Consider the following 20575-nt stretch of genomic DNA (forward strand, 5'->3'; position numbering starts at 1 on the left):
CCTGGCGCGTGGACGTTGGGCCTCAGCGGTCTGCGAGCGCCTTCTGCATGAACACGCTGAGCGGGTCGTCGGTGTAGCTGCCGAAGGGGCCGCGGCGCTCGTAGCCTAGCGAAGCATAGAGGGCGAGGGCTTCGGGTTGAAACGGCCCCGTCTCGAGCAGAAGCAGCTTGCAGCCCGCGTCGATGGAGGCGGACTCCAGCGCCTGAAGCAACTGGCGCGCGATGCCCCGGCCCCGGAAGCCGGGCGCGACATACATGCGCTTGATCTCGCCCTGCGCGGTGTCGAGCACCACCGCGCCGCAACCCATGGCCCGCCCCGTATCGTCGCGCGCGACGAAGAACAGCACGTTGGCTTGCTTCAACGACGCGAGGTCGAGCGCGTGCCGGCTTTCGGGTGGATAGAGCGTGTCTTGATAAGCGTCGAGCTCGGCGATCAGGGCGATCACCTCGGGCTGATCGGGCGACTCGGGCGCAATGGTCATGGACGAAGGCTACCCCACGGCCTTGATGAGCCGGTCGCGCCCTGCCTTCGCGAGCATCGACGCGACGGCGCACGAGGCGAGCCGTGCCGCTTCCGAATCGGCGCGGCTCGTGAGGATCACCGGCACCTTGGTGCCGAGCACGATGCCGGCCGCATAGGCGCCGCCGAGGAAGGTGAGGCTCTTCGCGAGCATGTTGCCGGCATCGAGGTCGGGCACGATCAGCACGTTGGCACGGCCCGCCACGGGCGAGACGATGCCCTTGATGCGCGCGGCCTCGGCGTCGATCGCGTTGTCCATCGCGAGCGGGCCGTCGAGCTGCGCGCCCGTGATCTGGCCGCGGTCGGCCATCTTGCAGAGCACGGCCGCGTCGAGCGTGGAGGGCACCTTGGCGTTGACCGTTTCGGTGGCCGAGAGGATGGCCACGCGCACGGCCGGCATCAGCAGCGCATGCGCGAGGTCGATCGCGTTCTGCACGATGTCGACCTTCTCCTCGAGCGTGGGTGCGATGTTGATCGCCGCGTCGGAGATGACCAGCGGCTGCGCATGGCCGGGCACGTCCATCACGAAGCAGTGGCTGATGCGGCGCGAGGTGCGCAGGCCGCCTTCGCGGCGCACCACCGCGCCCATCAGCTCGTCGGTGTGCAGGCTGCCCTTCATCAATGCATCGACCTCGCCGCGCAGGGCCATCGCCACGGCCGCGTCGGCCGCGGCATGGCTGTGCGGCGCATCGACGATGGGAATGCCCGAAAGGTCGATGCCGATCTCGTGCGCCGCCGCTTCGATCTTCGCGCGCGGGCCCACCAGCGTGGGCGCGATCAGGCCCAGCGCGGCCGAGGCGAGCGCCGCCTCGAGCGACACGGCATTGGCCGGATGCACCACCGCCACGCGCAGCGGCGGCAGGCCGCGCGCGGTGGCGATCAGGCGGTCGTAGTGCGGATGGGAGGCGGTGGGGGTCGACGAGGTCATGCGGGGCTCCTTCTCTCTCAGCGTGCCGGTGCCGCGGTGGAGCGGCGCACGATCAGTTCGGCGGGCAGCGTGACGCGCGTGGTGCCGGCGTCGACGCCCGCGATCTGCGCCAGCAGCGTGCTGACCGCGGCACGGCCCATGTCGGCCAGCGGCTGCCGCACGGTCGTGAGCGCGGGATGCACCTGGGCCGCGGCCGCGACGTCGTCGAAGCCCACCACCGAGACGTCCTCGGGGATCCGCAGCCCATGCTCCTGGAACACGCCCATCAGGCCGAAGGCGCTCAGGTCGTTGGCGGCGAACACGGCGCTGGGACGTCGAGGCAGCGCGAGCAGCTGGCGTGCCGCGGCGCGGCCGCCCTCGAAGTCGTACTCGCCGGGCACCACCAGCGCCGGGTCGCGTTCCAGCCCGTGCACCGCGATCGCGTCGTCGTAGGCGCGGCGCCGATCGAGCGCCGACTCGAGCTTCTCGGCGCCCGCGACGAAGGCGATGCGGCGATGCCCGAGTTCGGCCAGGTGCTTCATCGCGGCGCGTGCACCGCCGTAGCTGTCGGCCGCGACGCAGGGCAGTTCGCCCGGCTCGCCGGGACTGTCGATCATCACCACCGGGAAGCGCTCCGAGGCCATGTCGATCATCAGGTCGAGCCTGTAGGGCAGCAGGGCCACCACCCCCTCGGTGGACTGCCGCATCAGCTGCAGCACCTCGACCGAAGGCGGCCTGTTGGGCGGGCCCTGCGAATACACCAGGACCTCGATGCCGGCGGCGGCGGCCGTTTCGACCACGCTGCCGACGATGTCGGCAACGAACGGATGGTTCAGGCGCGTGGCGATCAGCCCGATGAGGCGGGGGCGCGTACCGGACTTGGAGGCCGTGCGGTGGCCCTCGTAGCCGAGCTCGGACGCGACCTTGAGCAAGGCGTCTCGGGTCTGCGAGGAAACGCCGGGCTGGTTGTTGACGGCCCGCGAAGCGGTCATGACCGACACGCCGGCTGCCGCCGCGATGTCGGCCAAGGTGATGGTGGTCCGCGCCATGTCCTGGAGGTTGAAGCGTTGTACTCGGGGCATCATAACGTTCGCGTAACGCCCTTCTGTAACGTTATTCACGGTTTCGCTATGGATTACATGGTATTTACCAGTATTGAGATAATTAACGTTAACAATATCGTTATGACGTCTGAACCTTCAGGAGTGGGCACGGCAATGAAGCCTCGGTCTTTCGCCGGCGGATGGGCCATTTCCGCCGGCTGCATCTTCGGCTATGTCGCGGCGCAGGGCGCCCCGACCATCACGGCATGGGACATCCAGACCCAGCCGGGCGTTTCGCGGGTGCTGCAGGACGCCGGCAAGCGCTTCGAGAACAGCCATGCCGGCTACACGGTGCAGCGCTCGCCGATCGCCAACGAGGCCTACAAGGTCAAGCTCAAGATCGCCTTCGGCGCCAACCAGCCGCCGTGCGTGTTCGCCAACTGGGGCGGCGGCCTGCTGCGCGAGTACGTGAAGGCCGGGCAGGTGCTCGACCTCTCGCCCTACCTGGCCCGCGACGAGGCCTTCCGCGCGCGCTTTCTTCCCGGGGCCTTCGACGCCACCACCGTCGACGGCAAGGTCTATGGCCTGCCCGGCGAGGAGACCTCGGCGGCGGTCATCTTCTACAACACCGAACTCTTTCGCCGGCACGGCCTGAAGCCGCCGCGCACCTGGCCCGAGCTGATGGCGCTGGTGGGCACGCTCAAGGGGCTGGGCATCGCGCCCTTCGCGCTGGCCAACAAGTCCAAGTGGCCCGGCTCGATGTACTTCATGTACCTGGTCGACCGCATCGGCGGCCCCGATGCCTTTCGCAAGGCGGCGGCGCGCACGGGCGGGGAGGGCTTCGCCGCGCCGGCCTTCGTCGAGGCCGGCCGCTACCTGCAGGAGCTGGTGCAGGCGGGCGCCTTCGCGCCGGGCTTCAACGGGCTCGACTACGACGCCGGCGCCTCGCGCCGCCTGCTCTATGCCGGCAAGGCCGCGATGACGCTGATGGGCAGCTGGGAGCTCGGCAACATCCAGAACGAGAACCCGGCGTTCCGCAAGAAGGTCGACTTCTTTCCCTTTCCCACCGTGCCGAACGGCAAGGGCGCGGGCGATACCGTCATCGGTTCGATGGGCACCAACTTCTACAGCATCTCCAGCGCCTGCAAGTCGCCCGAGGCCGCGTACGCGCTGATCAAGACCATGGTCGACGACGAAGCCGTGCGGGCCCGGCTGGCCAACAGCCGCATGGTGCCGGTCAAGGGACTGCAGCTCGCCGATCCGCTGCTGCAGCGGCTGATGAGCACGGTGGTGAGCGCGCCGTCGGTGCAGCTGTGGTACGACCAGGAACTGCCGCCGCAACTCGCCGAGCTGCACAAGGACACGGTGCAGGCGCTGTTCGGCCTCTCGATGACGCCCGAGCAGGCCGCGCGGAAAATGGAGGCGCTGGCGGCGCGGATGCCGCGCTGAGCACCGGCCCGTGCCCGGACCAGGAGCCTTCATCGTGAGTTCGCGCGTCTCCGTCTTCGCATCGACGCCACGGCGCCGCGCCGCGCTGGCGCGGCGGCTCGCGCCGGTGGTGTTCCTGGCGCCGGCCGTGCTGCTGCTGCTGGTCTTCCTGGTCTATCCGCTCGTCGACAGCTTCCGTCTCTCGCTGTTCGAATGGAACGGCCTGGGCGCCGGCCGCGTCTTCGTCGGCCTGCGCAACTGGATCGAACTGCTGCACGACACGCAGTTCCGGCGCGCGCTGTGCAACAACCTGCTGCTGGCGCTGCTCTCGGTGCTGATCCAGCTGCCCGTCGCGCTGGCGCTGGCCCTGCTGCTCGACCGCGCGGGCCGCGGCTCGCAATGGCTGAAGCTGCTCTACTTCCTGCCGCTGCTGTTCTCGAGCGTTGCGCTGGGCGTGGTCTTCAAGAACATCCTCGACCCCAACTTCGGCCCGCTCAACACGCTGCTGCAGGCCATCGGCCTGCCGGGGCTGGCGCAGGACTGGCTCGGCGACACGCGCCTGGCCCTGCTGTCCGTGGCGCTCGTGGTCTGCTGGCAGAACATCCCGTTCCACATGATCCTGTTCCTGGCCGGCCTGGCCTCCTTTCCGCGCGAGCTCGCCGAGGCCGCGCGCCTCGACGGCGCGCGTCCCTCCATAGTGTTCTGGAGCATCAAGCTGCCCTGGCTGCGGGGCACCATCCGCATCGCCGCGATGCTCGCCGTGATCGGCTCGCTGCGCTACTTCGACCTGGTCTACGTGATGACCGGCGGCGGTCCCGAAGGCGCCTCGGAGCTGATGGCGACCTACATGTACCGCACCGTGTTCTCGTCCTACCAGCTCGGCTACGGCAGCACCATCGCTTCGGCGATGTTCCTGGTCGTGACGCTGATCGCCGCCTTTGGCCTGCGCCTGACGCGGCGCTTCTCGACCCCGGTGTGAGATGACTGGCGCCGTGCGCTTCCGCTCTCGTCCGCTGACACGCGGCCTGGTCTGGCTGCTGGCCCTCGGCTGGCTCGCGGTCACGCTGCTGCCGATCGCCTTCATGCTGGTGACCAGCCTCAAGTCGCAGCAGGACATGTTCTCGGGCAGCCTGTGGGCCTGGCCCGAGCGCTTCGACTGGAGCCACTACCTGTCGGTGCTGCGAGGCGGCTATGCGGGGTATCTGCGAAACAGCCTGCTGGTGGTCAGTGCTTCGGTGCTGCTGATCGTCGCGACGTCGACGATGGCGGCCTACGCGCTCGCGCGCCTGCGGTTCCGCTTCAACCACGCGCTGATCGGGCTGATCGTCGCCGCGATGGTGGTGCCGCTGCACGTCACGCTGGTGCCCGTCTACCTGATGACGCGCAACCTCGGCCTCTACGACACGCTGTTCGCGCTGATCGGTCCTTACGTCGCCACCAGCCTGCCGGTCTCGATCGTCATCCTGACCGAGTTCATGCGCCAGATCCCGCGTGAACTCGAGGAGGCCGCCGAGATCGACGGCAGCGGTCCGTTCACCATCTTCCGGCAGATCTTCCTGCCCCTGTCCGGCCCTGGCATCGCCACGGTGGCGATCTACAACGGCATCCACCTGTGGACCGAATTCATCTTCGCCTACGTGCTCACCAGCTCGCCCGGCATGCGCACGCTGCCCCTGGCGCTGTGGGACTACCAGGGCGAGTTCTCGTCGAACATCCCCGCGATGCTTGCGGTGGCGACGCTCACCTCGCTGCCCTTGCTGGCCGCCTATGCGGTCGGGCAGGAGCGGATCGTCAAGGGAATGATGGCGGGCGTGCTCAAGGGCTGAGACGGGCCCGCGCTCCCAAGGCATCGAACGTGCGATGCAGACCTCGTGCATTGCTACGCCAAAATTTTTTCGATCGATGTGTTGACGGCGGAGTAAAGACTATTTACAGTCCGACTCCTTCGCGCAGCAGACTGCGCATCTTTCGATTTCACACACAGCACCACAGGACCCATCGTGACCACCGCAGCCCGCATTTGCATCGACAGCCTCCGACCCATGCCGGTCCGGCCGCTCGTGCGCGCTCTGCTGGCCGTCACGGTCGCTGCATGGCTGAACGAGAACCACAGATTGCATCCGGGTGGAGGACGCGCTTAGGCGACGACCTCCCAAGCGCTCTTTACCAAGAGGCCCGGATACCGAAAGGTTCCGGGCCTTTTCGTTTTGGGCCTGTGCAACGAACCCTTGACCCATGCAGCGATCGTGCTGCAGCGCATGAAGCCAGGCGGCCCATGCACGCTCCTTAAAAATTCGAAACGACGAGGCGGGGCCGCGATGGCGCGGCCCCTCACCTCGGCAAGCAAGAGAAAACACATTCAGCCTCGGTGACGCAATCGGTAGACGTGTCCGCCTTAGAAGCGGAATTCTGGGAGTTCGAGTCTCCCCCGAGGCACCAAATTTCTCTGGGTTTAGGGTCTGTCATCAATCAAACGCCCTCGCGCTGGCCCCGCCATGCGGTGGATACGCGAAGGACGGCTTGCCCATGGTCACCCATGGGCAAGCCGGCCGACAAAGTAGCCACCGCATGGCGGGGCCAGCCCGGAGGGAAGCCCTGTTGCGCGGTGCATTGCGGCGTTGCCCTTCGCTTACGTAGCGCGCTACGCAGCGCTCAGGGCGCCTTGCACTGCCCCGCGCAACAGGGCTTCGCGAGGGCGTTTGATTGATGACAGACCCTATGTCAATCAGGTAGACGGCCTGCCCTGGAAGCAGGAGGCTGCAGGTTCGAGTCCTGCCACCCAGACCATCTTCGTTCTTATCGTGCGTGTGTAGCTCAACTGGCAGAGCACTGGTCTCCAAAACCAGCGGTTGAGGGTTCGATTCCTTCCGCGCGCGCCACCTCGTTTTTTCTTTCTGCGTCTCGTTCGTCTAGCGGTGAGGACGCCGGACTTTCACTCCGGAAATCGCGGGTTCGAATCCCGCACGAGATGCCATCCTCATCCCGCGTTAGCTCAATGGATCAGAGCACCTGCTTACGAAGCAGGGGGTTGCACGTTCGAGTCGTGCACGTGGGGCCATTCTTTTTTCCCCGGTAGCTCAGCTGGTAGATGCGGCGCACTGTTAATGCGCAGGTCACACGTTCGAACCGTGTTCGGGGAGCCATTCAATTCATGCAGGCCTGACCGGCTCGCGCACCAGCGCCCGCGCCACCCGCCACGCCATCCACAGCAGCGCGATCGGCAGCACCACGGTCTGCAGCGCGAACAGCGCGATCAGCTTCACGATGCGCTCGGCCCAGTCCGAGGCCGAGCGAATGATCTGGTCGTAGGTGGCCTTGAGGTTCGGCAGCTTCGGCAGCCAGCGCTCGATGCGTTCCTTCCAGCCCTCCTGCGCATTCGGCTGCGCCTCTTGCGTGGTGTCGACCACGGCGGCCGGCGACTTCTCGATCAGCGCGAGCGCCGACTGGTACTCGTCGGCCATGAAGACGCGGTACAGCCCCTCGTTGGCCATGGCCGACAGCGGCACCGCGAAGCGCACCAGCAGCAGCCCGATCAACAGCGACTGCAGCCAGCGCGGCGAACGGCCGCTTTGCCAGCGCCAGGCGATCCATGCGAGCGCTACCGCGCAGACCAGCACCGACATGTAAGCATGCGCGCCGATCTTCAGCAGCACGAGCTGGATGCCGAAGGACACGCTGGCCGCCAGCATGATGGCCGCGAACTGTTCGATCAGTTCGTTGAGCGGCTTGAGCGCCTGGCCCGGTGCGAGGCTCACGCCGATGCCGCCGGGCGTGGCGTCGACCTGCGTGCCCTGCGCCACCGACACCACCGCGCCGAGCGCGCGTGCCGCGGCGAAGGTGGTCAGGGCGCGCTTGAGTCCGTCCTCGACCTGCGCGCGCGCGGGCGTGTCGATCGGCGCGACCCAGCAGCCGAGGAACACCACGATGGCGACGGCGAGAAGGTAGAAGCGCTGCAGCGGTCGGTTGGAGGTGGTGGTGCTGGTCATGGCTCGTGGTCGGATGCGTGCGCGCGGTCGCGTGAAGGGCCGCGGCGGGCTTCTGGCATTCTCGCGGCGCTCGGTCGCCGCTCGAAAAGAATCCCGCATGGCGGGGTCGGTCGGGGTGTGCGTTCGACGCCGCCCCGGGTTTCTTGTTCCCTTCGGAGTCCTCTTCATGACAACCACCGTTCAACCCCGCAAGATCGTCGTGCTCTCGGGCTCGGGCGTGAGCGCCGAAAGCGGCCTGCCCACCTTCCGCGACGCCAAGGGCCTGTGGAACAACCATCCGTGGCAGGAGCTCGCGAGTCCCGAGGGCTGGCAGCGCCATCCCCAGACCGTGCAGGCCTTCTACAACGAGCGCCGCCAGAAGGCCTGGGCGGCCCAGCCCAATGCGGCGCACGCGGCCATCGCCTCGCTCGAGCCGGTCTACGAGGTGGTCATCGTCACGCAGAACGTCGATGCACTGCACGAGCGTGCGGGCTCCACGCAGGTGCTGCACATCCACGGCGAGCTCGCCTATGCGCGCGGCACCTCGGAGCGGCGTCATCGCTACCGCATCGACGGCGCGGCGATCGAGATGGGCCAGCTGTGCGAAGATGGCACGCAGCTGCGGCCCGACATCGTGTGGTTCGGTGAATCGGTGCAGCACTTCGACGAGGCGCTGATGCACGTCACCACCGCGGCGCGCGTGCTGGTGGTGGGCACCTCGCTCGCGGTGCAGCCGGCCGCTTCGCTCGCACGGTACGCGCACGCCAGTGCCGAGAAGGTGCTGGTGTCGCTCGAGATGGAGGAGGTGCCGCGCGGCTTCGTCTTCATGCGCGGCAGGGCGACCGAGCAGGTGCCGACGCTCGTCGCGCGATGGATCGCGGAAGCGGAGCGAGCGGGCGCGTAGCGTTCGCCAACGCGGGCCCGTCATCGTGAGATGACGGGCTTTTTTTGTGTCGCCTTGTTTCGGCCTTCGCGCCCAGAGCCCCTGAAAGAACCGATTGTTCCTAAGGTTGCGGGCGGGTAGTGCTTTTTTCGCCGTGACCTTCTGCACTGGCGAGCCCATCGCGCATCACCTACCTTCCAGGCGGTTTCAACGCAACACGGGAGCAGCTCATGGCGGTAGACATGTTCATGCGCGTCGAAGGCGCGAATGGCGAATCGAAGGACGCGAACCACAAGGACTGGACGGACATCAAGTCCTTCGCATGGGGCGCGACCCAGCCCGGCAACATGGTCAGCGGTGGCGGCGGTGGCGTGGGCAAGGCCAGCTTCAACGACCTGCAGGTGCTCGCGCGCATCGACAAGGCGGCACCGGCCGTGCTGAAGAACTGCGCCAGCGGCAAGCACCTGGGCAAGATCGAAGTGTCGGTCTGCAAGGCCGGCGGCTCGCAGATCGAATACACGCGCGTGACGCTCGAGGAGGTGCTGGTCACTTCGGTGCAGTACACGGCCGAGCAGGGCAGCGACGCGGTGTTCGTGCAGTACGCGTTCCAGGCCGCCAAGGTCAAGCAGCAGTACTGGGAACAGACCGACAAGGGCGGCAAGGGCGCCGAAACCCAGCTCGGCTGGAACATCAAGGAAAACCGGGAAGCCTGAGCACCGCGCGTGCAGGCCGGCGTGCGATGCGCGCCGGCTCGTGCGCGCCCGTGCGTTGCATCCGCTTCGTCGCTGAGTCCCCGGCCCCATGACCCGCAGCTTCATCGCCCACAGCGCGCTGGGCGAGCGCCTCAAGTTCCGTTCGATGACGGGGCAGGAGCGCATCTCCACGCTGTTCGAATCGCGCGTGCGGCTGGTCAGCGAGCTGCCCGGCATCTCCGCCAGGCAGATGCTCGGCGAGGACATGACGATCGAGGTCAACCTCGCCACCGAGCTCGGCGGCGCGGGCCAGCGCTTCATCAGCGGGCAGGTCACGCGCTTCGCGCGCGTGGGCAAGGACGACGGCGACATGCATGTCTACGAAGCCCAGCTGCGCCCCTGGCTCTGGTATGCCACGCGGCGCTCGGATTTCAAGATCTTCCAGTTCAAGTCCGTGCCCGACATCGTGCAGGAGGTGCTCGCGCCTTACGGCTTCGGCATCGATGCGCGGCTGAGCGGCAGCTACCGCAGCTGGGACTACTGCGTGCAGTACGGCGAGACCGACTTCGATTTCGTGAGCCGGCTCATGGAGTCCGAGGGCATCTACTACTTCTTCGCGCATGCCAGGGGCAGCCACCAGCTCGTGCTGTGCGACGGCCCGGGCTCGCATGCGCCGCTGCCCGCGGGCCCGGTGAAGGTGCCGTACCACGCGGGCGTGCTCGCGGCGCAGATCCTCGAGCAGGATTTCATCGACAGCTGGCATCACGCCGAGGACATCGCCTCGGGCCACTTCGCGACCGACGACTACGACTTCAAAAAGCCCCACGCCGAGATCGACACGCTGCGCCGTCAGCCCGCGGGCCACAGCCGCGACAGCTACGAGATCTACGACTGGCCCGGCGGCTACACCGAACTCGGCGACGGCGAGAACTACGCGCGGCTGCGGCTCGAGCAGCAGACCGGCCGGCGCGAATCGATCGAGGCCGAAGGCAACCTGCGCCACATCGCGCCGGGCTACCTGTTCGACCTCGCGCGCCATCCGAACGCCGAGGACAACCGCCGCTACCTGATCGAGGCCGCGAGCTACGACTTCCAGGAGAACGCGCTGCGCGTGGCCGCCGCCGGTGCCGCCTACGGCGAATCGACCAGCAGCACCAGCTACCGCCAGGCCTTCGCGGTGGTGCCCGACAGCGCCCCGTATCGCGTGCCGCGCCTCACGCCGCGCCCGCGCACCACCGGCCCGCAGACTGCCGTGGTGGTGGGCCCCGCGGGCGAGGAGATCCACACCGACGAGTACGGCCGCATCAAGGTGCAGTTCCACTGGGACCGTTACGGCCAGCGCGACGAGAACGCCTCGTGCTGGATCCGCGTTTCGCAGACCTGGGCCGGCGGCGGCTACGGCAGCATGCAGATCCCGCGCATCGGCCAGGAGGTGATCGTCGACTTCCTCAACGGCGACCCCGACCACCCGATCGTCACCGGCTGCGTCTACAACGCCGCGCAAATGCCGGCCTGGGAGCTGCCGCGCCACAAGACGCAGTCGGGCATCCAGACCCACTGGAGCAAGGGCGGCGGCGGCAAGCACATGCTGCGCTTCGAGGACAAGCGCGGCAGCGAGCACATCGAGCTCTCGACCGACCATGGCGCCACCCACCTGCACATGGGCTACCTGATGAACCAGGGCTCGGAGGTGCAGCGCAGCTACGGCTTCGAGCTGCGCACCAACGAGTGGGGTTCGATCCGCGCCGACAAGGGCCTGCTGCTGACCACCTACACGCAGGACTTCACGCAGCGCGTGTCGCGCGACAACCCCGATGGCCACGAGCACATGGGCGCCGCGCTCGCGCAGAGCGGTGCGCTGATGCAGTCGGCCGGGCAGGCCATCGCCGCCACCAAGGCGCTGGTCGGCGCCATGGCCAAGAGCAAGGGCCAGCAGCTCATGGGGCTGGCGCAGGGCGTGCAGTCACTGGCCGGCGCGGCGCGGGCGGTGAGCGCGCTGACGGGAGGCGATGCTTCCGACGAGGCCGGTGTCTCGGGCGATGCCGACCCCGCCATGGCCGATGCGCAGCGCATGCTCGACCTCTCGCGCAGGATCGACAAGCCCGTGGTCTCGATCGTGAGCCCCGAGGGCCAGACCATGATCAGCCCCAAGCCCATCGTCGTGAGCTCGGGCCAGAGCGTGTCGATGCGCTCGCAGTCGGCCATGACGCTCACCACGGGCGCGCAGCTCACGCAGCTGGTGGCGGGCGGCATGCTGACGCAGATCGCCAAGGGCGGGCAGGTCAACGTGGTCTCGGGCGGCGACATCGTCTCGCATGCGAGCGAGGGCGCGATCAACCTCGTCGCCAAGAGCGATGCCTCGGTGACCTCGACCGAGAGCAACGCCAACCTCGTGGGCCGCAAGTCGGTGCTGGTGCAGGCGGTGGACCAGGACGTGTTCGTGATGGGCAAGACCAGCATCTCGCTGATCTGCGGCAAGTCGTCGATCGTGCTGCTCGAGGACGGGACGATCCGGATCAGTGGCGTGAAGGGGCTGGTGAACTTCACGGAGGATCTGGATCAGCGGGGCGGGAAGATCTTTTTGAACTGCGAGGCGCCGGTGGGTGCGGCGCCGCCCGAGTCGGAGGAAGAAGCCGTCTCCGCCCCGGCCGTGCCAGGCGCCGCCGCGCCGGCGGCACCGCCACCCGGCACCAGGGTAGCGAAGCCGGCCTTCGCGCCGGCCGTGGCCGAGGAGCCGCCGGCCACCGCCGCTACCCTCGCGGTGCCGAGTTCTCCGAACATGTCGCCCGCGCAGGTGAACCTCGGCGAACTCAACTGCGACTTCACGCACCGCTGGAACAAGAGCTTTCCCAACGGCGTGCCGACCGAGCAGGCCAACACGCTGGTGGCGAACAGGCAGGGCGAGCTCTCGCTCGTCAATCCGGTGTCGGGCACGTCCGCGCACGCAGCGCCCGACCTCGACGTGTCGCGCAACCAGGAGGTGCTGGGCGTCTTCCATTCGCATCCCCAGATCGCCAACAACACCGTCTACACCGGTGTCTCGCTGAGCGGCGGCGACGCGGGCTACCTGATCAACACGCAGCAGAACGTGATCGTTGCCCAGAGCGGCGCCGACCAGTTCATGTACATGCGCACCGCCCAGACGCCCGCCAACATCAACAGCGACCTGCTCAACAAGGCACAGAACGCGCGGATCAACGAACTGGTGAACCAACCCTCGGCCAGCCCCATGAGCTATCCCACCGCGACGCGCATCGCCGCGCGCGAGACGGCCGAGAAGCTGAACCTGGCCTACTACCAAGGCAACGGCGGCGTGCTCAACCGCGTGTGGCCCTGACACGCATGAATGCAGCGAGCGACCACCCCATGCCCAACGACGAAGCCCTTGCCAACGAGGCCGAAGCCCTGCTGCGCGCCGCCGACGAAGCCATCGCGCGGCAGGACTGGTCCGCCGCCGGTCGCCACATCGACCGCGCGCTGCAGCTCGTTGGCGACCACTACCTCTCGCCGCGCGCCATCGACTCGAGCGGCCAGACACTGGTGCTCGCCGACATCGAGGCCGCGCAGGGCCGCGAGTCGTCGGCCATCGCGGTGCGGCGCGGCGTGCTGCATTCGCGCACCGTGCAACTGCGCGAGAAGCTGCGGCCGCCATCGACTCCGTCGACCTTCCCCATTCCTGGCCCTTCGCGCTGAAGCGGCCCGCACACTCATGCGCTATCACATCCAAGAAGGCCACTTCGACCTCCCCGACGACGGCCGCATCGACCGCTCGATGAACGTGCTCGCCATGCCCGACGGCAGCGGCGTCACCTTCATCGTGAGCCGCGACGCATTGCGCGCGCAGGAGACCCTGGCCGCCTTCGTCGAACGCCAGATGAACGACCTCAAGCGCCAGGTGAGCCAGCTGCAGGAGACCTCGCGCAACCCCATCGGCGTGGGCCCCGCGATGCGCAGCCTGGCGGCCATCGAGATCGCCACCCGCTTCAAGCAGAACGGCCAGGCGCTGCACCAGCGGCAGGCCGTGTTCCAGCTGCCCGACGGCCGCGCGGTGCTGATCCTCACCGCGAGCAGTCCCGAGCCCTTCGGCGAGAGCGAGCTCGCGCTGTGGCAGCGCACGCTCGCGAGCTTCCAGCCCAGGGGCTGACGCGGCACCGCGCCTGCGTGCCTCGCCATCGACCATGCCCGGCCAACCCGCAGCGCGCCTGCACGACCCCATTGCCCACACCAACGCGCATGCGCGCTTCTGGGCCAAGTTCGCCGGCGGACTGATCGGCGGCATCGCCGTGGGCTTCGCGGCCGGCGTGGCCGTGGCGGCCGTGGTCGGTACCGGCGGCCTCGCGGGGCCGCTGGTTGCGGGCGCGGTGGTGGTCGGCGCGCGCATGGCCGGCGGCTACGTGGGGGCGAGCCTCGGCGAATCGATCGCCGATGCGCTGGTGCCCGAGACGCTCACCGTGACCGGCGCCATCACCAGCGCCTCGTCGGACGTGTTCGTCAACAGCAAGGCCGTGGGCGCGGCGCGCGCCTCGCCCGACATTCCGATGGACACCGTGAGCTGCTCGCGCGACTCGCCGCAGATTCTGCTGGCCGAGGGCGCCGAGACCGTGTTCATCAACCGCGGCGTGGCTTCGCGCAAGGACGACCACACCGAGTGCGGCGCCAAGGTCAGCGAAGGCTCGCCCAATGTCTTCATCGGCGGGCCGACCGCGCGCGTGCGCGAGGTGGCCGACGAGGTGCCGCTGATCTCGCGCATTGCCGTGACCGTGTTCAACCTCGTGATGATCTACAAGGGCCTGCGCTGCCTGCCGAAGCTCGCGCGCCAGGGCCGCAAGGCGCTGCCCTGCCTGATCGAGGGCGCCATCGGCGTGGGCATGGGCATCCATGGCCTGGTGAGTTCCTTCGGCAACCCGGTGCATGCGGCCACGGGCGGCAAGTTCCTCGGCGGCGAGGCCGAGCTCGACTTCCGCCTGCCGGGCGCGCTGCCCATCGAATGGCAGCGCTTCTACAGCAGCCACGACCTGCGGCGCGACGGCGCGCTGGGGCAGGGCTGGAACCTGCCCTATGGCTCGCAACTGCGGCTCGATGTCGGCGCCACGGGCGAGCCCGTGGTGGTGCTGATCGACACGCAGGGGCGCGAGGTCGAGCTGCCCGATCTCGAGCCGGGATCGCGCCAGCTGTGCCTGCGCGAAGGGTTGGACCTCTGCCGCAGCGAGGGCGGCCACTACTTCATCCACGTGCCGGGCGGGCTCTTCTACCTGTTCGAACCGCCGGCCGACGCAGCGCGCAACGGCCAACTGCTGAAGCTCGCGCGCGTGGAAGACCGCAACGGCAACTTCATCGACCTGCGCCACGATGCGCTGGGCCGCCTCGTCGCGATGACCGACGGCACCGGCCGCCTGCTCGCACTCGACTACATCGGCGAGAGCCCGCGGCTCGATGCCGTGCGCATCGCCGTCGGCGCGCCGGGCGAATCGCCGGGCCTGCTGGTGCGCTACCGCCACGACGACCACGGCCGCCTGGCCGAGGTGACCGACCGCAACGGCGTGGTGGCGCGGCGCTTCGCGTACGACGCGCAGGGCCTCATGTGCCTGCATGCCGACGCCGCCGGCCGCGAGTGCCGCTACGAATGGACCGGCACGGGCGCCGAGGCCCGCGTGGCGCGCCACTGGACCAGCGACGGCGAGCGTCACGAGGTCCGCTACCTGCGGCTGCGGCCCGACGACGCGCCGCCGCTCGACGACCCCGGCGTGGCCGTCGGCGAGACCCATGTCGTCGACCAGCTCGGCCGCGGCTTCACCTGGCAGTGGAACGACGAACACCAGATCCTCGGCTACACCAATGCCGAGGGCCAGTACTGGCGCGCCCGCTACAACGCGCTGCGCCAGCTCGTCGCCATCACCGAGCCCGACGGCGCCACCACGCGCTGCGACTACGACGCGCAGGGATTTCCCAGCAGCCGCATCGACGCGCTGGGCCGCACCCGCGGCATCGGCTGGACCGACTTCGGCCTGCCCTGGCGCGAAACCGAGGCCGACGGCAGCGCCCACGTCTACGCCTATAGCGACGAGGGCAACCTCGTGCGCGAGACCGATCCGCTGGGCCGGACCCGCAGCTACAGCCACGACCGGCGCGGCCTGCCCATCCTCGTGACCGATGCGCACGGCGGCCACAACCGCCTGCGCTGGAACGAGCGCGCGCTGCTCGTCGCCTTCACCGACTGCTCGGGCAAGACCACGCGCTACGACTACGACGGCTGGGGCCACCTGAAGACCGTGACCGATGCCGCCGGCCAGCAGACCCGGCTCACGCACGATGCCATGGGCCGGCTGCTCGCGGTGTCGCTGCCCGACGGCAGCCACCAGGGCTTCGAGCGCGACGCCGCCGGCCACCTGGTCGGCGCCACCGATGCGCTGAGTCGCGCCACCCGCTTCGCGCTCGATGCGCGCGGCGAGCCGCTGTGGCGCCAGGACGCCGAGGGCCGGCGCTTCGCCTGGCAGCGCGACAGCGCGGGGCGGCTGCAGGCGCTGGTCAACGAGAACGGCCTGCGCTTCGAGTTCGTGCGCGACCGCGCCGACCGCATCGTGGAGGAGCGCCGCGTGGGCGGCACGCGCGTGCGCATCGCCTACGACGCCAATGGCCGGCCCGTGGCCATCACGCACTTTCCGGGCATCGGCGACGACGACCTGAAGCCGCGCGATGCCGGTGCACAGGGCGAGGCCCCGCCGCAGGGCGCGCAGCCGCTGCGCACCGAGCTCGTTCGCGATGCCGTCGGCCGCCTGATCGAGAAGCGCACCGCGAGCCACCACTACCGCTATCGCTACGACCTGCGCGACCGCCTCGTCGAGGCGCTGAAGCTCGAGGTGACGGGCACCGGCGACGCCACCGCGTTGCAGCCGCTGCACCGCACGCGCTTCACCTACGACCTGCTCGGCCAACTGACGAGCGAGACCGCCATCGACGAGTGCACCGGCGAGCAACACACGCTGCGGCACGAGCACGACGCGCTCGGCAACCGCACGCGCACCGAGCTGCCCGCGCTCGCGGGCGACCGCGACACCGTGCGCGCCTTCAACTACCTGCACTACGGCTCGGGCCACCTGCACCAGGTCAACGTCTCGCGCCAGCACGGCGATGCGCCGGCGCTGCACCAGCTCGTGAGCGACATCGAGCGCGACGACCTGCACCGCGAGATCGCGCGCAGCCAGGGTGCGCTGTCGACCCGCTTCGCGCTCGATCCGCTCGGGCGTCGCGCGGCCGCATGGTGCCGCCCCTCGTCGCTGGCGGCCGCCTTCACGCCCAACGACCCGGCTTGGCGCCAGGCCCTCGAGCGCGCCGGCACGCCCGAGGCCGGAGCGCTCGACGGTCTCGCGAAGGACTACGGCTACGACCCCGTCGGCGAGCTGCGCCGCGGCCGCCATTCGCTGCAGGGCGCCTTCGCCCACCGCTACGACGCCACCAGCCGCATTGAGGAGAGCGTGCGCGTGCCCCTGGGCACGGGTGCGCAGGCGCCGCGCGGCGCCGCCAGCCACGAGCGCTTTGCCTACGACCCCGCCGGCAACCTGCTCGATGCCTCGCTCGCGAACGAGGCCGCGCAAGGCGCCGTCGGCGGCCGGGTGCACGACAACCTCGTGCGGGTGTTCGAGGACAAGCGCTACAGCTACGACGGCCATGGCCGGCTCGTGCGCAAGCGCGCGGGTCGCCACACCGAGCAGCATTTCGAGTGGGACGACGAGAGCCGCCTCGTCGCCGTGCGCACCACGCGCCGCCCCGGCACCGAGCACGCCACCACCCAGACCACCCGCTTCGACTACGACGCCCTGGGCCGCCGCGTCGCGCGCCACGACGCCTTCGGCAGCACGCGCTTCATCTGGGAAGGCATGCAGCTCATCGAGGAGCGGCGCGGCGCTCAGGTGCTGAGCTACGTCTACGAGCCCGGCAGCCACGCGCCCATGGCCCGGATCGAGGAGCGCGCACCGGCATCGAACGGGGAGGGCGGCGACGCGCACAACACGAGCCGCTGCGAGATCTGCCACTTCCACACCAACCAGGCCGGCCTGCCCGAGGAACTGAGCGGCCCCGACGGCACCCTGCGCTGGCGCGCCAGCTACCGCACCTGGGGCGCCACCGTGTCGGAGCACTGGGAGGCCAGCACCCTCGACGGCCGCCCCGTGCTGCGGGCGGCGGCGCATGGCGACGAGGGACACGTATCGCTGGCCGAGCAGAACCTGCGTTTTCAGGGCCAATACCTCGACCGCGACACCGGCCTGCACTACAACACCTTCCGCTTCTACGATCCCGACATCGGCCGCTTCATCAGCCCCGATCCGATCGGGCTGGCGGGTGGGGCGAACCTGCATCTGTATGCGCCGAATCCGGTGTCGTGGATCGATCCGTGGGGGTGGAGCTGCGGCGACCAGAAGATCAACTGGAAGAGCGTCAAGCAGTTCGGCCACGCCTTCTCGCGCCACGGTGCCGGCGCGAAGATCGCCAAGCAGCTCACCGACCGCGCGCGCGGCACCGGGCAGTCGCAAGGCCAGTGGCGCGACAACGCCGCGGCCGCCGAGCTGCTGTCCGGCGTGAAGGCCACCGAACCCACGCGCATCGCCATCCCCGAAGGCATGGGGCAGGTGATCCGGCCCGATGGTTCCGTCGTGCCGGCCCAATGGGCTATGGTCGTGCCCCGAGGCGACGCGATACGCACCGCCTTTCCCGTCGAATGAACGCTGGAAGCAAAGAGATTCGCCCGATGCATATCGAACTCAGAGTGGCGCCCGACCTGCCGCCAGGCGCGCTGGCGGCTCGCACCTACGACCCGAACGACGACGACGTGCGCTCGATCCTCGCGGATGCCTGCGAGGCGCTCGAGGGGCATGCGGAGTTTCTGATCGCCGGCTTCGGCCAGGATCGCTGGCCCGTGGATGTGCGCACCGATCTGGCCGTGTTTCTCGAACAGCTGCCCGATGCGTTGAGGGCCGTGCGAAGCGGCGAGGAGGCCGAGATCGACCTCTACGAACAAGGCATCGAGCGAACGCTCGAGCTGCAGCCGCAAGGCTCGGTTTATGCCGTGCGCTGCGTCAGTCGCACCGACTGGCAGCCCGTGCCCGAGGTCGAGGCGTTCGATGGGCAGGCCATCGAGACCATGCTGCTCGGCGTGCGCGACGCCTTCCTGCAGGCCTTGGCGCGGCTGGCGCCCGAGCTGCGCGCGCATCCGTGGATCGTCGAGTGGCAGGCCGCCGAATGACCGCCGCGCGTATCCTGGCTGAAGCGAAGTGAGCTCCGACACAGGCAAGCCGCCGAGTGGATCGGGCCGAACCGTCGAGGTCGCGCGCGAGAACCTGCGCAACAACAAGAACGAAGAGATCGAAGGCACCTTCTGCCACGCGCTGTTCGAGGACCGCGTGTTCGACGAGGCGCTGCTCGTGCCGCTCATCGCCGACATCGAATGCGTGCTGGGGCAGGACGCGGTGAGCCCCGAGGACCGCAGGCTCGCGCACTGGGTGATGCTGGGCACGCTACGCTGCCTGTTCTCGCACTTCGATGCGAACGATCTCTACAAGATCGAGAACCTCGATGCGGAGGTTTATGGGCGGTGGAGTGGAGACTACTTCGAGCGGTTTCGGGCGTTGATGTCGGGCTGAGCTGCGCGCTTGTCACGACCGCGCCAACCAAATCGCCGGGTCCACAATTGTTCACCCCAAGGGCCTAGCCGATCCCTCGTTCTCTCCCTACATTCCAAGGGGCCACGCCCCGCGCAAGCATCCCTGGCAAGCGCGAAGGCGAGGCACAAAAGGCGACGGCCGAGGTGCGCTAACACCCCGGCCGTCTAACCAAGTGACGTGCAAATCTTTGGAAAGCGAGCACACCAAATGGCTGAAGAGATTATGGCCGGCGCCCCCGCGCCCTCCGCGTTCATCCCGCCCACCACGCCGGATGCATTCGATCTACTCGAGAACAAGTTGTCCCAGTTGCACGCGCTGCTGAGCAGTTGCTACGGCATGGGCAGCGACTGGTTCGAGGAAATAGGCCCGAGGCGGCGCGACATGATGATGTGGATCGCCTCGGACCTCACGCGCGACGCCGAAGACCTGCTGCAGGAGGTGGCGCCTCAGGTGCTGCGCGGCCCGGGCGCATTCAGCAGCCCAGGCGCTGCTTGATCTCGCGCAAGCGCAGCGAGTGGGCCGAGAGAAATTCCGGCCCCGAATCTTCTTCTTTGGATGCGCCGCGATAGCTGATCGGCCCGATGTCGTCGTTCGACGCGCGCGGCCCCGTGTGGCAGGCCGGCGAGCAGTAGCGGCAGCCGTTGACCTGCCGATAGAACGCCCGCGCCGTCTGCATCGCCGAACGGCAGTCCTCGTGCCAGTCGAGCGACAGCGTGTTCACCGGATGCGGCCAAAAAATGCACCCCTGTGCGTGTACCTCATGGTCGCCATTGAGTTGTGCGGTCTTGTTGACGCAGTACTGTGGCATTTCGATCCTCTTGGCCCCTTTGCTTGGGGGGATCGTAGGAGGGCGAGGGCGGGAGGTGAACGTCACTCCGGGTGATTGACATTTGTTGCCCGCCTCCATACGGGTCAAGCAAACGCCTTCAGTGTCTGGAAATTCGAGATCTAAAGTATTCAGTCGTCTCGGCGTCGCTGCAGTAGATGTAGCAGCCCTTCATGCCACGCGTCATGAGCGTACGGTAGGTGTTCTTGATGATCAGAGCAGCCAAGGCCTTGGCCTTTTCGGGCGTGGCTTTCACCTGTGTCTTGTAGCCGCGCAACGTCTTGTCGTGACGGTCCCGCGCTTCAGGCACGGTGACGATTTCGCCATCTCGCACGATGAGGTCGGGGCCGATGATCACGCCGATGTACTCGACTTCGAGGCCTTGGCAGGTATGGATGCAGCCGACTTCGTTGATCGAGTTGGGCGCGACGATCCACAAGCTGCCATCGACATCCAGGTTCCAGCGCCTGCGGTAGTCCGAGCCGATCACGATGTCGAAGGATTGCGGGCTCTTCTTGCTGGTCCAAGGCCAGCAGTAGCCGGCAACCACGCGGGCGGCATTCGTCGAGTTCTTTTGCTCGATGGCGGCGTGGAGCGTGCCGGGTATCGAAGAATCGGAAATTGACTCTCGTATTCGCGAGAGTCTTGTTTTCACG

Annotated in this window: 18 protein-coding genes and 5 tRNA genes; 17 read left to right on the forward strand and 6 right to left on the reverse strand. The window is 68.3% G+C overall.

What is annotated here, in order from left to right; genetic code table 11:
* Positions 1-22 precede the first annotated feature (22 nt).
* The 3 genes from AC07RV_RS43615 to AC07RV_RS43625 are packed head-to-tail and all read right to left on the reverse strand — an operon-like array spanning position 23 to position 2508.
* A complete protein-coding gene (locus tag AC07RV_RS43615) occupies positions 23-481 on the reverse strand; it encodes a GNAT family N-acetyltransferase (RefSeq protein WP_296781434.1) in 459 nt (152 codons plus the stop codon).
* A gap of 9 nt (positions 482-490) precedes the next feature.
* Positions 491-1447 carry a phosphate acetyltransferase gene (locus tag AC07RV_RS43620; RefSeq protein WP_093340280.1) on the reverse strand — a complete coding sequence of 319 codons (957 nt, stop codon included), beginning with the start codon at positions 1445-1447 and terminating at the stop codon, positions 491-493.
* Between the two features lie 17 nt (positions 1448-1464).
* Positions 1465-2508 (reverse strand): LacI family DNA-binding transcriptional regulator, encoded by a 1044-nt coding sequence (locus AC07RV_RS43625; RefSeq protein WP_296781433.1) that lies wholly within the window; start codon positions 2506-2508, stop codon positions 1465-1467.
* Positions 2509-2643: 135 nt separating this feature from the next.
* On the opposite strand from AC07RV_RS43625, the gene AC07RV_RS43630 reads away from it, so the two are divergent.
* The 8 genes from AC07RV_RS43630 to AC07RV_RS43665 all read left to right on the forward strand — a co-directional run bounded on the left by AC07RV_RS43630 (position 2644) and on the right by AC07RV_RS43665 (position 7040).
* Positions 2644-3918, forward strand: a complete 1275-nt coding sequence (locus tag AC07RV_RS43630) for an extracellular solute-binding protein (RefSeq protein ID WP_296781432.1) — start codon at positions 2644-2646, stop codon at positions 3916-3918.
* Between the two features lie 34 nt (positions 3919-3952).
* The gene (locus AC07RV_RS43635) at positions 3953-4876 is read left to right on the forward strand and encodes a carbohydrate ABC transporter permease (RefSeq protein WP_296781431.1); all 924 of its coding nucleotides are present in this window, start codon (positions 3953-3955) and stop codon (positions 4874-4876) included.
* A 13-nt stretch (positions 4877-4889) separates the two neighbouring features.
* Positions 4890-5723 (forward strand): carbohydrate ABC transporter permease, encoded by an 834-nt coding sequence (locus tag AC07RV_RS43640; RefSeq protein WP_296781430.1) that lies wholly within the window; start codon positions 4890-4892, stop codon positions 5721-5723.
* A gap of 536 nt (positions 5724-6259) precedes the next feature.
* Positions 6260-6336, forward strand: a tRNA-Leu gene (locus tag AC07RV_RS43645).
* A gap of 364 nt (positions 6337-6700) precedes the next feature.
* A tRNA-Trp gene (locus AC07RV_RS43650) sits at positions 6701-6776 on the forward strand.
* A gap of 19 nt (positions 6777-6795) precedes the next feature.
* Positions 6796-6871: transfer RNA gene (locus tag AC07RV_RS43655), tRNA-Glu, on the forward strand.
* A gap of 7 nt (positions 6872-6878) precedes the next feature.
* Positions 6879-6955, forward strand: a tRNA-Arg gene (locus tag AC07RV_RS43660).
* 8 nt (positions 6956-6963) lie between these two features.
* Positions 6964-7040, forward strand: a tRNA-Asn gene (locus tag AC07RV_RS43665).
* A 6-nt stretch (positions 7041-7046) separates the two neighbouring features.
* On the opposite strand, the gene AC07RV_RS43670 is transcribed toward AC07RV_RS43665, so the two are convergent.
* Positions 7047-7883, reverse strand: coding sequence for a hypothetical protein (locus AC07RV_RS43670; protein WP_296781429.1), 837 nt, complete (start codon positions 7881-7883; stop codon positions 7047-7049).
* Between the two features lie 166 nt (positions 7884-8049).
* Here AC07RV_RS43670 and AC07RV_RS43675 point away from each other — a divergent pair, with 166 nt between their 5' ends.
* From AC07RV_RS43675 to AC07RV_RS43715, 9 genes are all read left to right on the forward strand, one after another.
* Positions 8050-8766, forward strand: a complete 717-nt coding sequence (locus AC07RV_RS43675) for an SIR2 family NAD-dependent protein deacylase (RefSeq protein WP_296781428.1) — start codon at positions 8050-8052, stop codon at positions 8764-8766.
* Between the two features lie 209 nt (positions 8767-8975).
* Positions 8976-9458, forward strand: a complete 483-nt coding sequence (locus tag AC07RV_RS43680; RefSeq protein ID WP_057597029.1) for an Hcp family type VI secretion system effector — start codon at positions 8976-8978, stop codon at positions 9456-9458.
* A gap of 88 nt (positions 9459-9546) precedes the next feature.
* Positions 9547-12774 (forward strand): type VI secretion system Vgr family protein, encoded by a 3228-nt coding sequence (locus AC07RV_RS43685; protein WP_296777698.1) that lies wholly within the window; start codon positions 9547-9549, stop codon positions 12772-12774.
* A gap of 29 nt (positions 12775-12803) precedes the next feature.
* Positions 12804-13130: a hypothetical protein gene (locus AC07RV_RS43690; protein WP_296777701.1), complete on the forward strand. Its 327-nt coding sequence runs from the start codon at positions 12804-12806 to the stop codon at positions 13128-13130.
* A 16-nt stretch (positions 13131-13146) separates the two neighbouring features.
* Positions 13147-13581 carry a DcrB-related protein gene (locus AC07RV_RS43695; RefSeq protein WP_296777704.1) on the forward strand — a complete coding sequence of 145 codons (435 nt, stop codon included), beginning with the start codon at positions 13147-13149 and terminating at the stop codon, positions 13579-13581.
* Between the two features lie 34 nt (positions 13582-13615).
* Positions 13616-18154 carry an RHS repeat-associated core domain-containing protein gene (locus AC07RV_RS43700; protein WP_296777707.1) on the forward strand — a complete coding sequence of 1513 codons (4539 nt, stop codon included), beginning with the start codon at positions 13616-13618 and terminating at the stop codon, positions 18152-18154.
* A 26-nt stretch (positions 18155-18180) separates the two neighbouring features.
* Positions 18181-18675 carry a hypothetical protein gene (locus AC07RV_RS43705; RefSeq protein ID WP_296777710.1) on the forward strand — a complete coding sequence of 165 codons (495 nt, stop codon included), beginning with the start codon at positions 18181-18183 and terminating at the stop codon, positions 18673-18675.
* A gap of 28 nt (positions 18676-18703) precedes the next feature.
* Positions 18704-19072, forward strand: a complete 369-nt coding sequence (locus tag AC07RV_RS43710; RefSeq protein WP_296777712.1) for a hypothetical protein — start codon at positions 18704-18706, stop codon at positions 19070-19072.
* Positions 19073-19300: 228 nt separating this feature from the next.
* On the forward strand, positions 19301-19588 hold the full coding sequence (locus AC07RV_RS43715) for a hypothetical protein (RefSeq protein ID WP_256222279.1): 288 nt from the start codon (positions 19301-19303) through the stop codon (positions 19586-19588).
* Here the strand turns inward: AC07RV_RS43715 and AC07RV_RS43720 are convergent.
* Both AC07RV_RS43720 and AC07RV_RS43725 read right to left on the reverse strand, forming a co-directional pair.
* Positions 19566-19901 (reverse strand): hypothetical protein, encoded by a 336-nt coding sequence (locus AC07RV_RS43720; protein ID WP_296777717.1) that lies wholly within the window; start codon positions 19899-19901, stop codon positions 19566-19568. The genes AC07RV_RS43715 and AC07RV_RS43720 overlap by 23 nt on opposite strands.
* A 118-nt stretch (positions 19902-20019) precedes the next feature.
* Positions 20020-20574: a DNA/RNA helicase domain-containing protein gene (locus tag AC07RV_RS43725; protein ID WP_296777719.1), complete on the reverse strand. Its 555-nt coding sequence runs from the start codon at positions 20572-20574 to the stop codon at positions 20020-20022.
* Position 20575: the final 1 nt, after the last annotated feature.

It is taken from the genome of Variovorax sp. GW821-FHT09B01 (genome assembly GCF_059418345.1).

What these genes read in the sequence shown, in the direction of transcription:
- AC07RV_RS43715 (WP_256222279.1), top strand. Translation starts at nt 19,301, where the DNA reads ATGGCTGAAGAGATTATGGCCGGCGCCCCCGCGCCCTCCGCGTTCATC.
- AC07RV_RS43615 (WP_296781434.1), bottom strand. Translation starts at nt 481, where the DNA reads ATGACCATTGCGCCCGAGTCGCCCGATCAGCCCGAGGTGATCGCCCTG.
- AC07RV_RS43685 (WP_296777698.1), top strand. Translation starts at nt 9,547, where the DNA reads ATGACCCGCAGCTTCATCGCCCACAGCGCGCTGGGCGAGCGCCTCAAG.
- AC07RV_RS43695 (WP_296777704.1), top strand. Translation starts at nt 13,147, where the DNA reads ATGCGCTATCACATCCAAGAAGGCCACTTCGACCTCCCCGACGACGGC.
- AC07RV_RS43700 (WP_296777707.1), top strand. Translation starts at nt 13,616, where the DNA reads ATGCCCGGCCAACCCGCAGCGCGCCTGCACGACCCCATTGCCCACACC.
- AC07RV_RS43705 (WP_296777710.1), top strand. Translation starts at nt 18,181, where the DNA reads ATGCATATCGAACTCAGAGTGGCGCCCGACCTGCCGCCAGGCGCGCTG.
- AC07RV_RS43625 (WP_296781433.1), bottom strand. Translation starts at nt 2,508, where the DNA reads ATGCCCCGAGTACAACGCTTCAACCTCCAGGACATGGCGCGGACCACC.
- AC07RV_RS43680 (WP_057597029.1), top strand. Translation starts at nt 8,976, where the DNA reads ATGGCGGTAGACATGTTCATGCGCGTCGAAGGCGCGAATGGCGAATCG.
- AC07RV_RS43630 (WP_296781432.1), top strand. Translation starts at nt 2,644, where the DNA reads ATGAAGCCTCGGTCTTTCGCCGGCGGATGGGCCATTTCCGCCGGCTGC.
- AC07RV_RS43675 (WP_296781428.1), top strand. Translation starts at nt 8,050, where the DNA reads ATGACAACCACCGTTCAACCCCGCAAGATCGTCGTGCTCTCGGGCTCG.
- AC07RV_RS43620 (WP_093340280.1), bottom strand. Translation starts at nt 1,447, where the DNA reads ATGACCTCGTCGACCCCCACCGCCTCCCATCCGCACTACGACCGCCTG.
- AC07RV_RS43690 (WP_296777701.1), top strand. Translation starts at nt 12,804, where the DNA reads ATGCCCAACGACGAAGCCCTTGCCAACGAGGCCGAAGCCCTGCTGCGC.
- AC07RV_RS43670 (WP_296781429.1), bottom strand. Translation starts at nt 7,883, where the DNA reads ATGACCAGCACCACCACCTCCAACCGACCGCTGCAGCGCTTCTACCTT.
- AC07RV_RS43720 (WP_296777717.1), bottom strand. Translation starts at nt 19,901, where the DNA reads ATGCCACAGTACTGCGTCAACAAGACCGCACAACTCAATGGCGACCAT.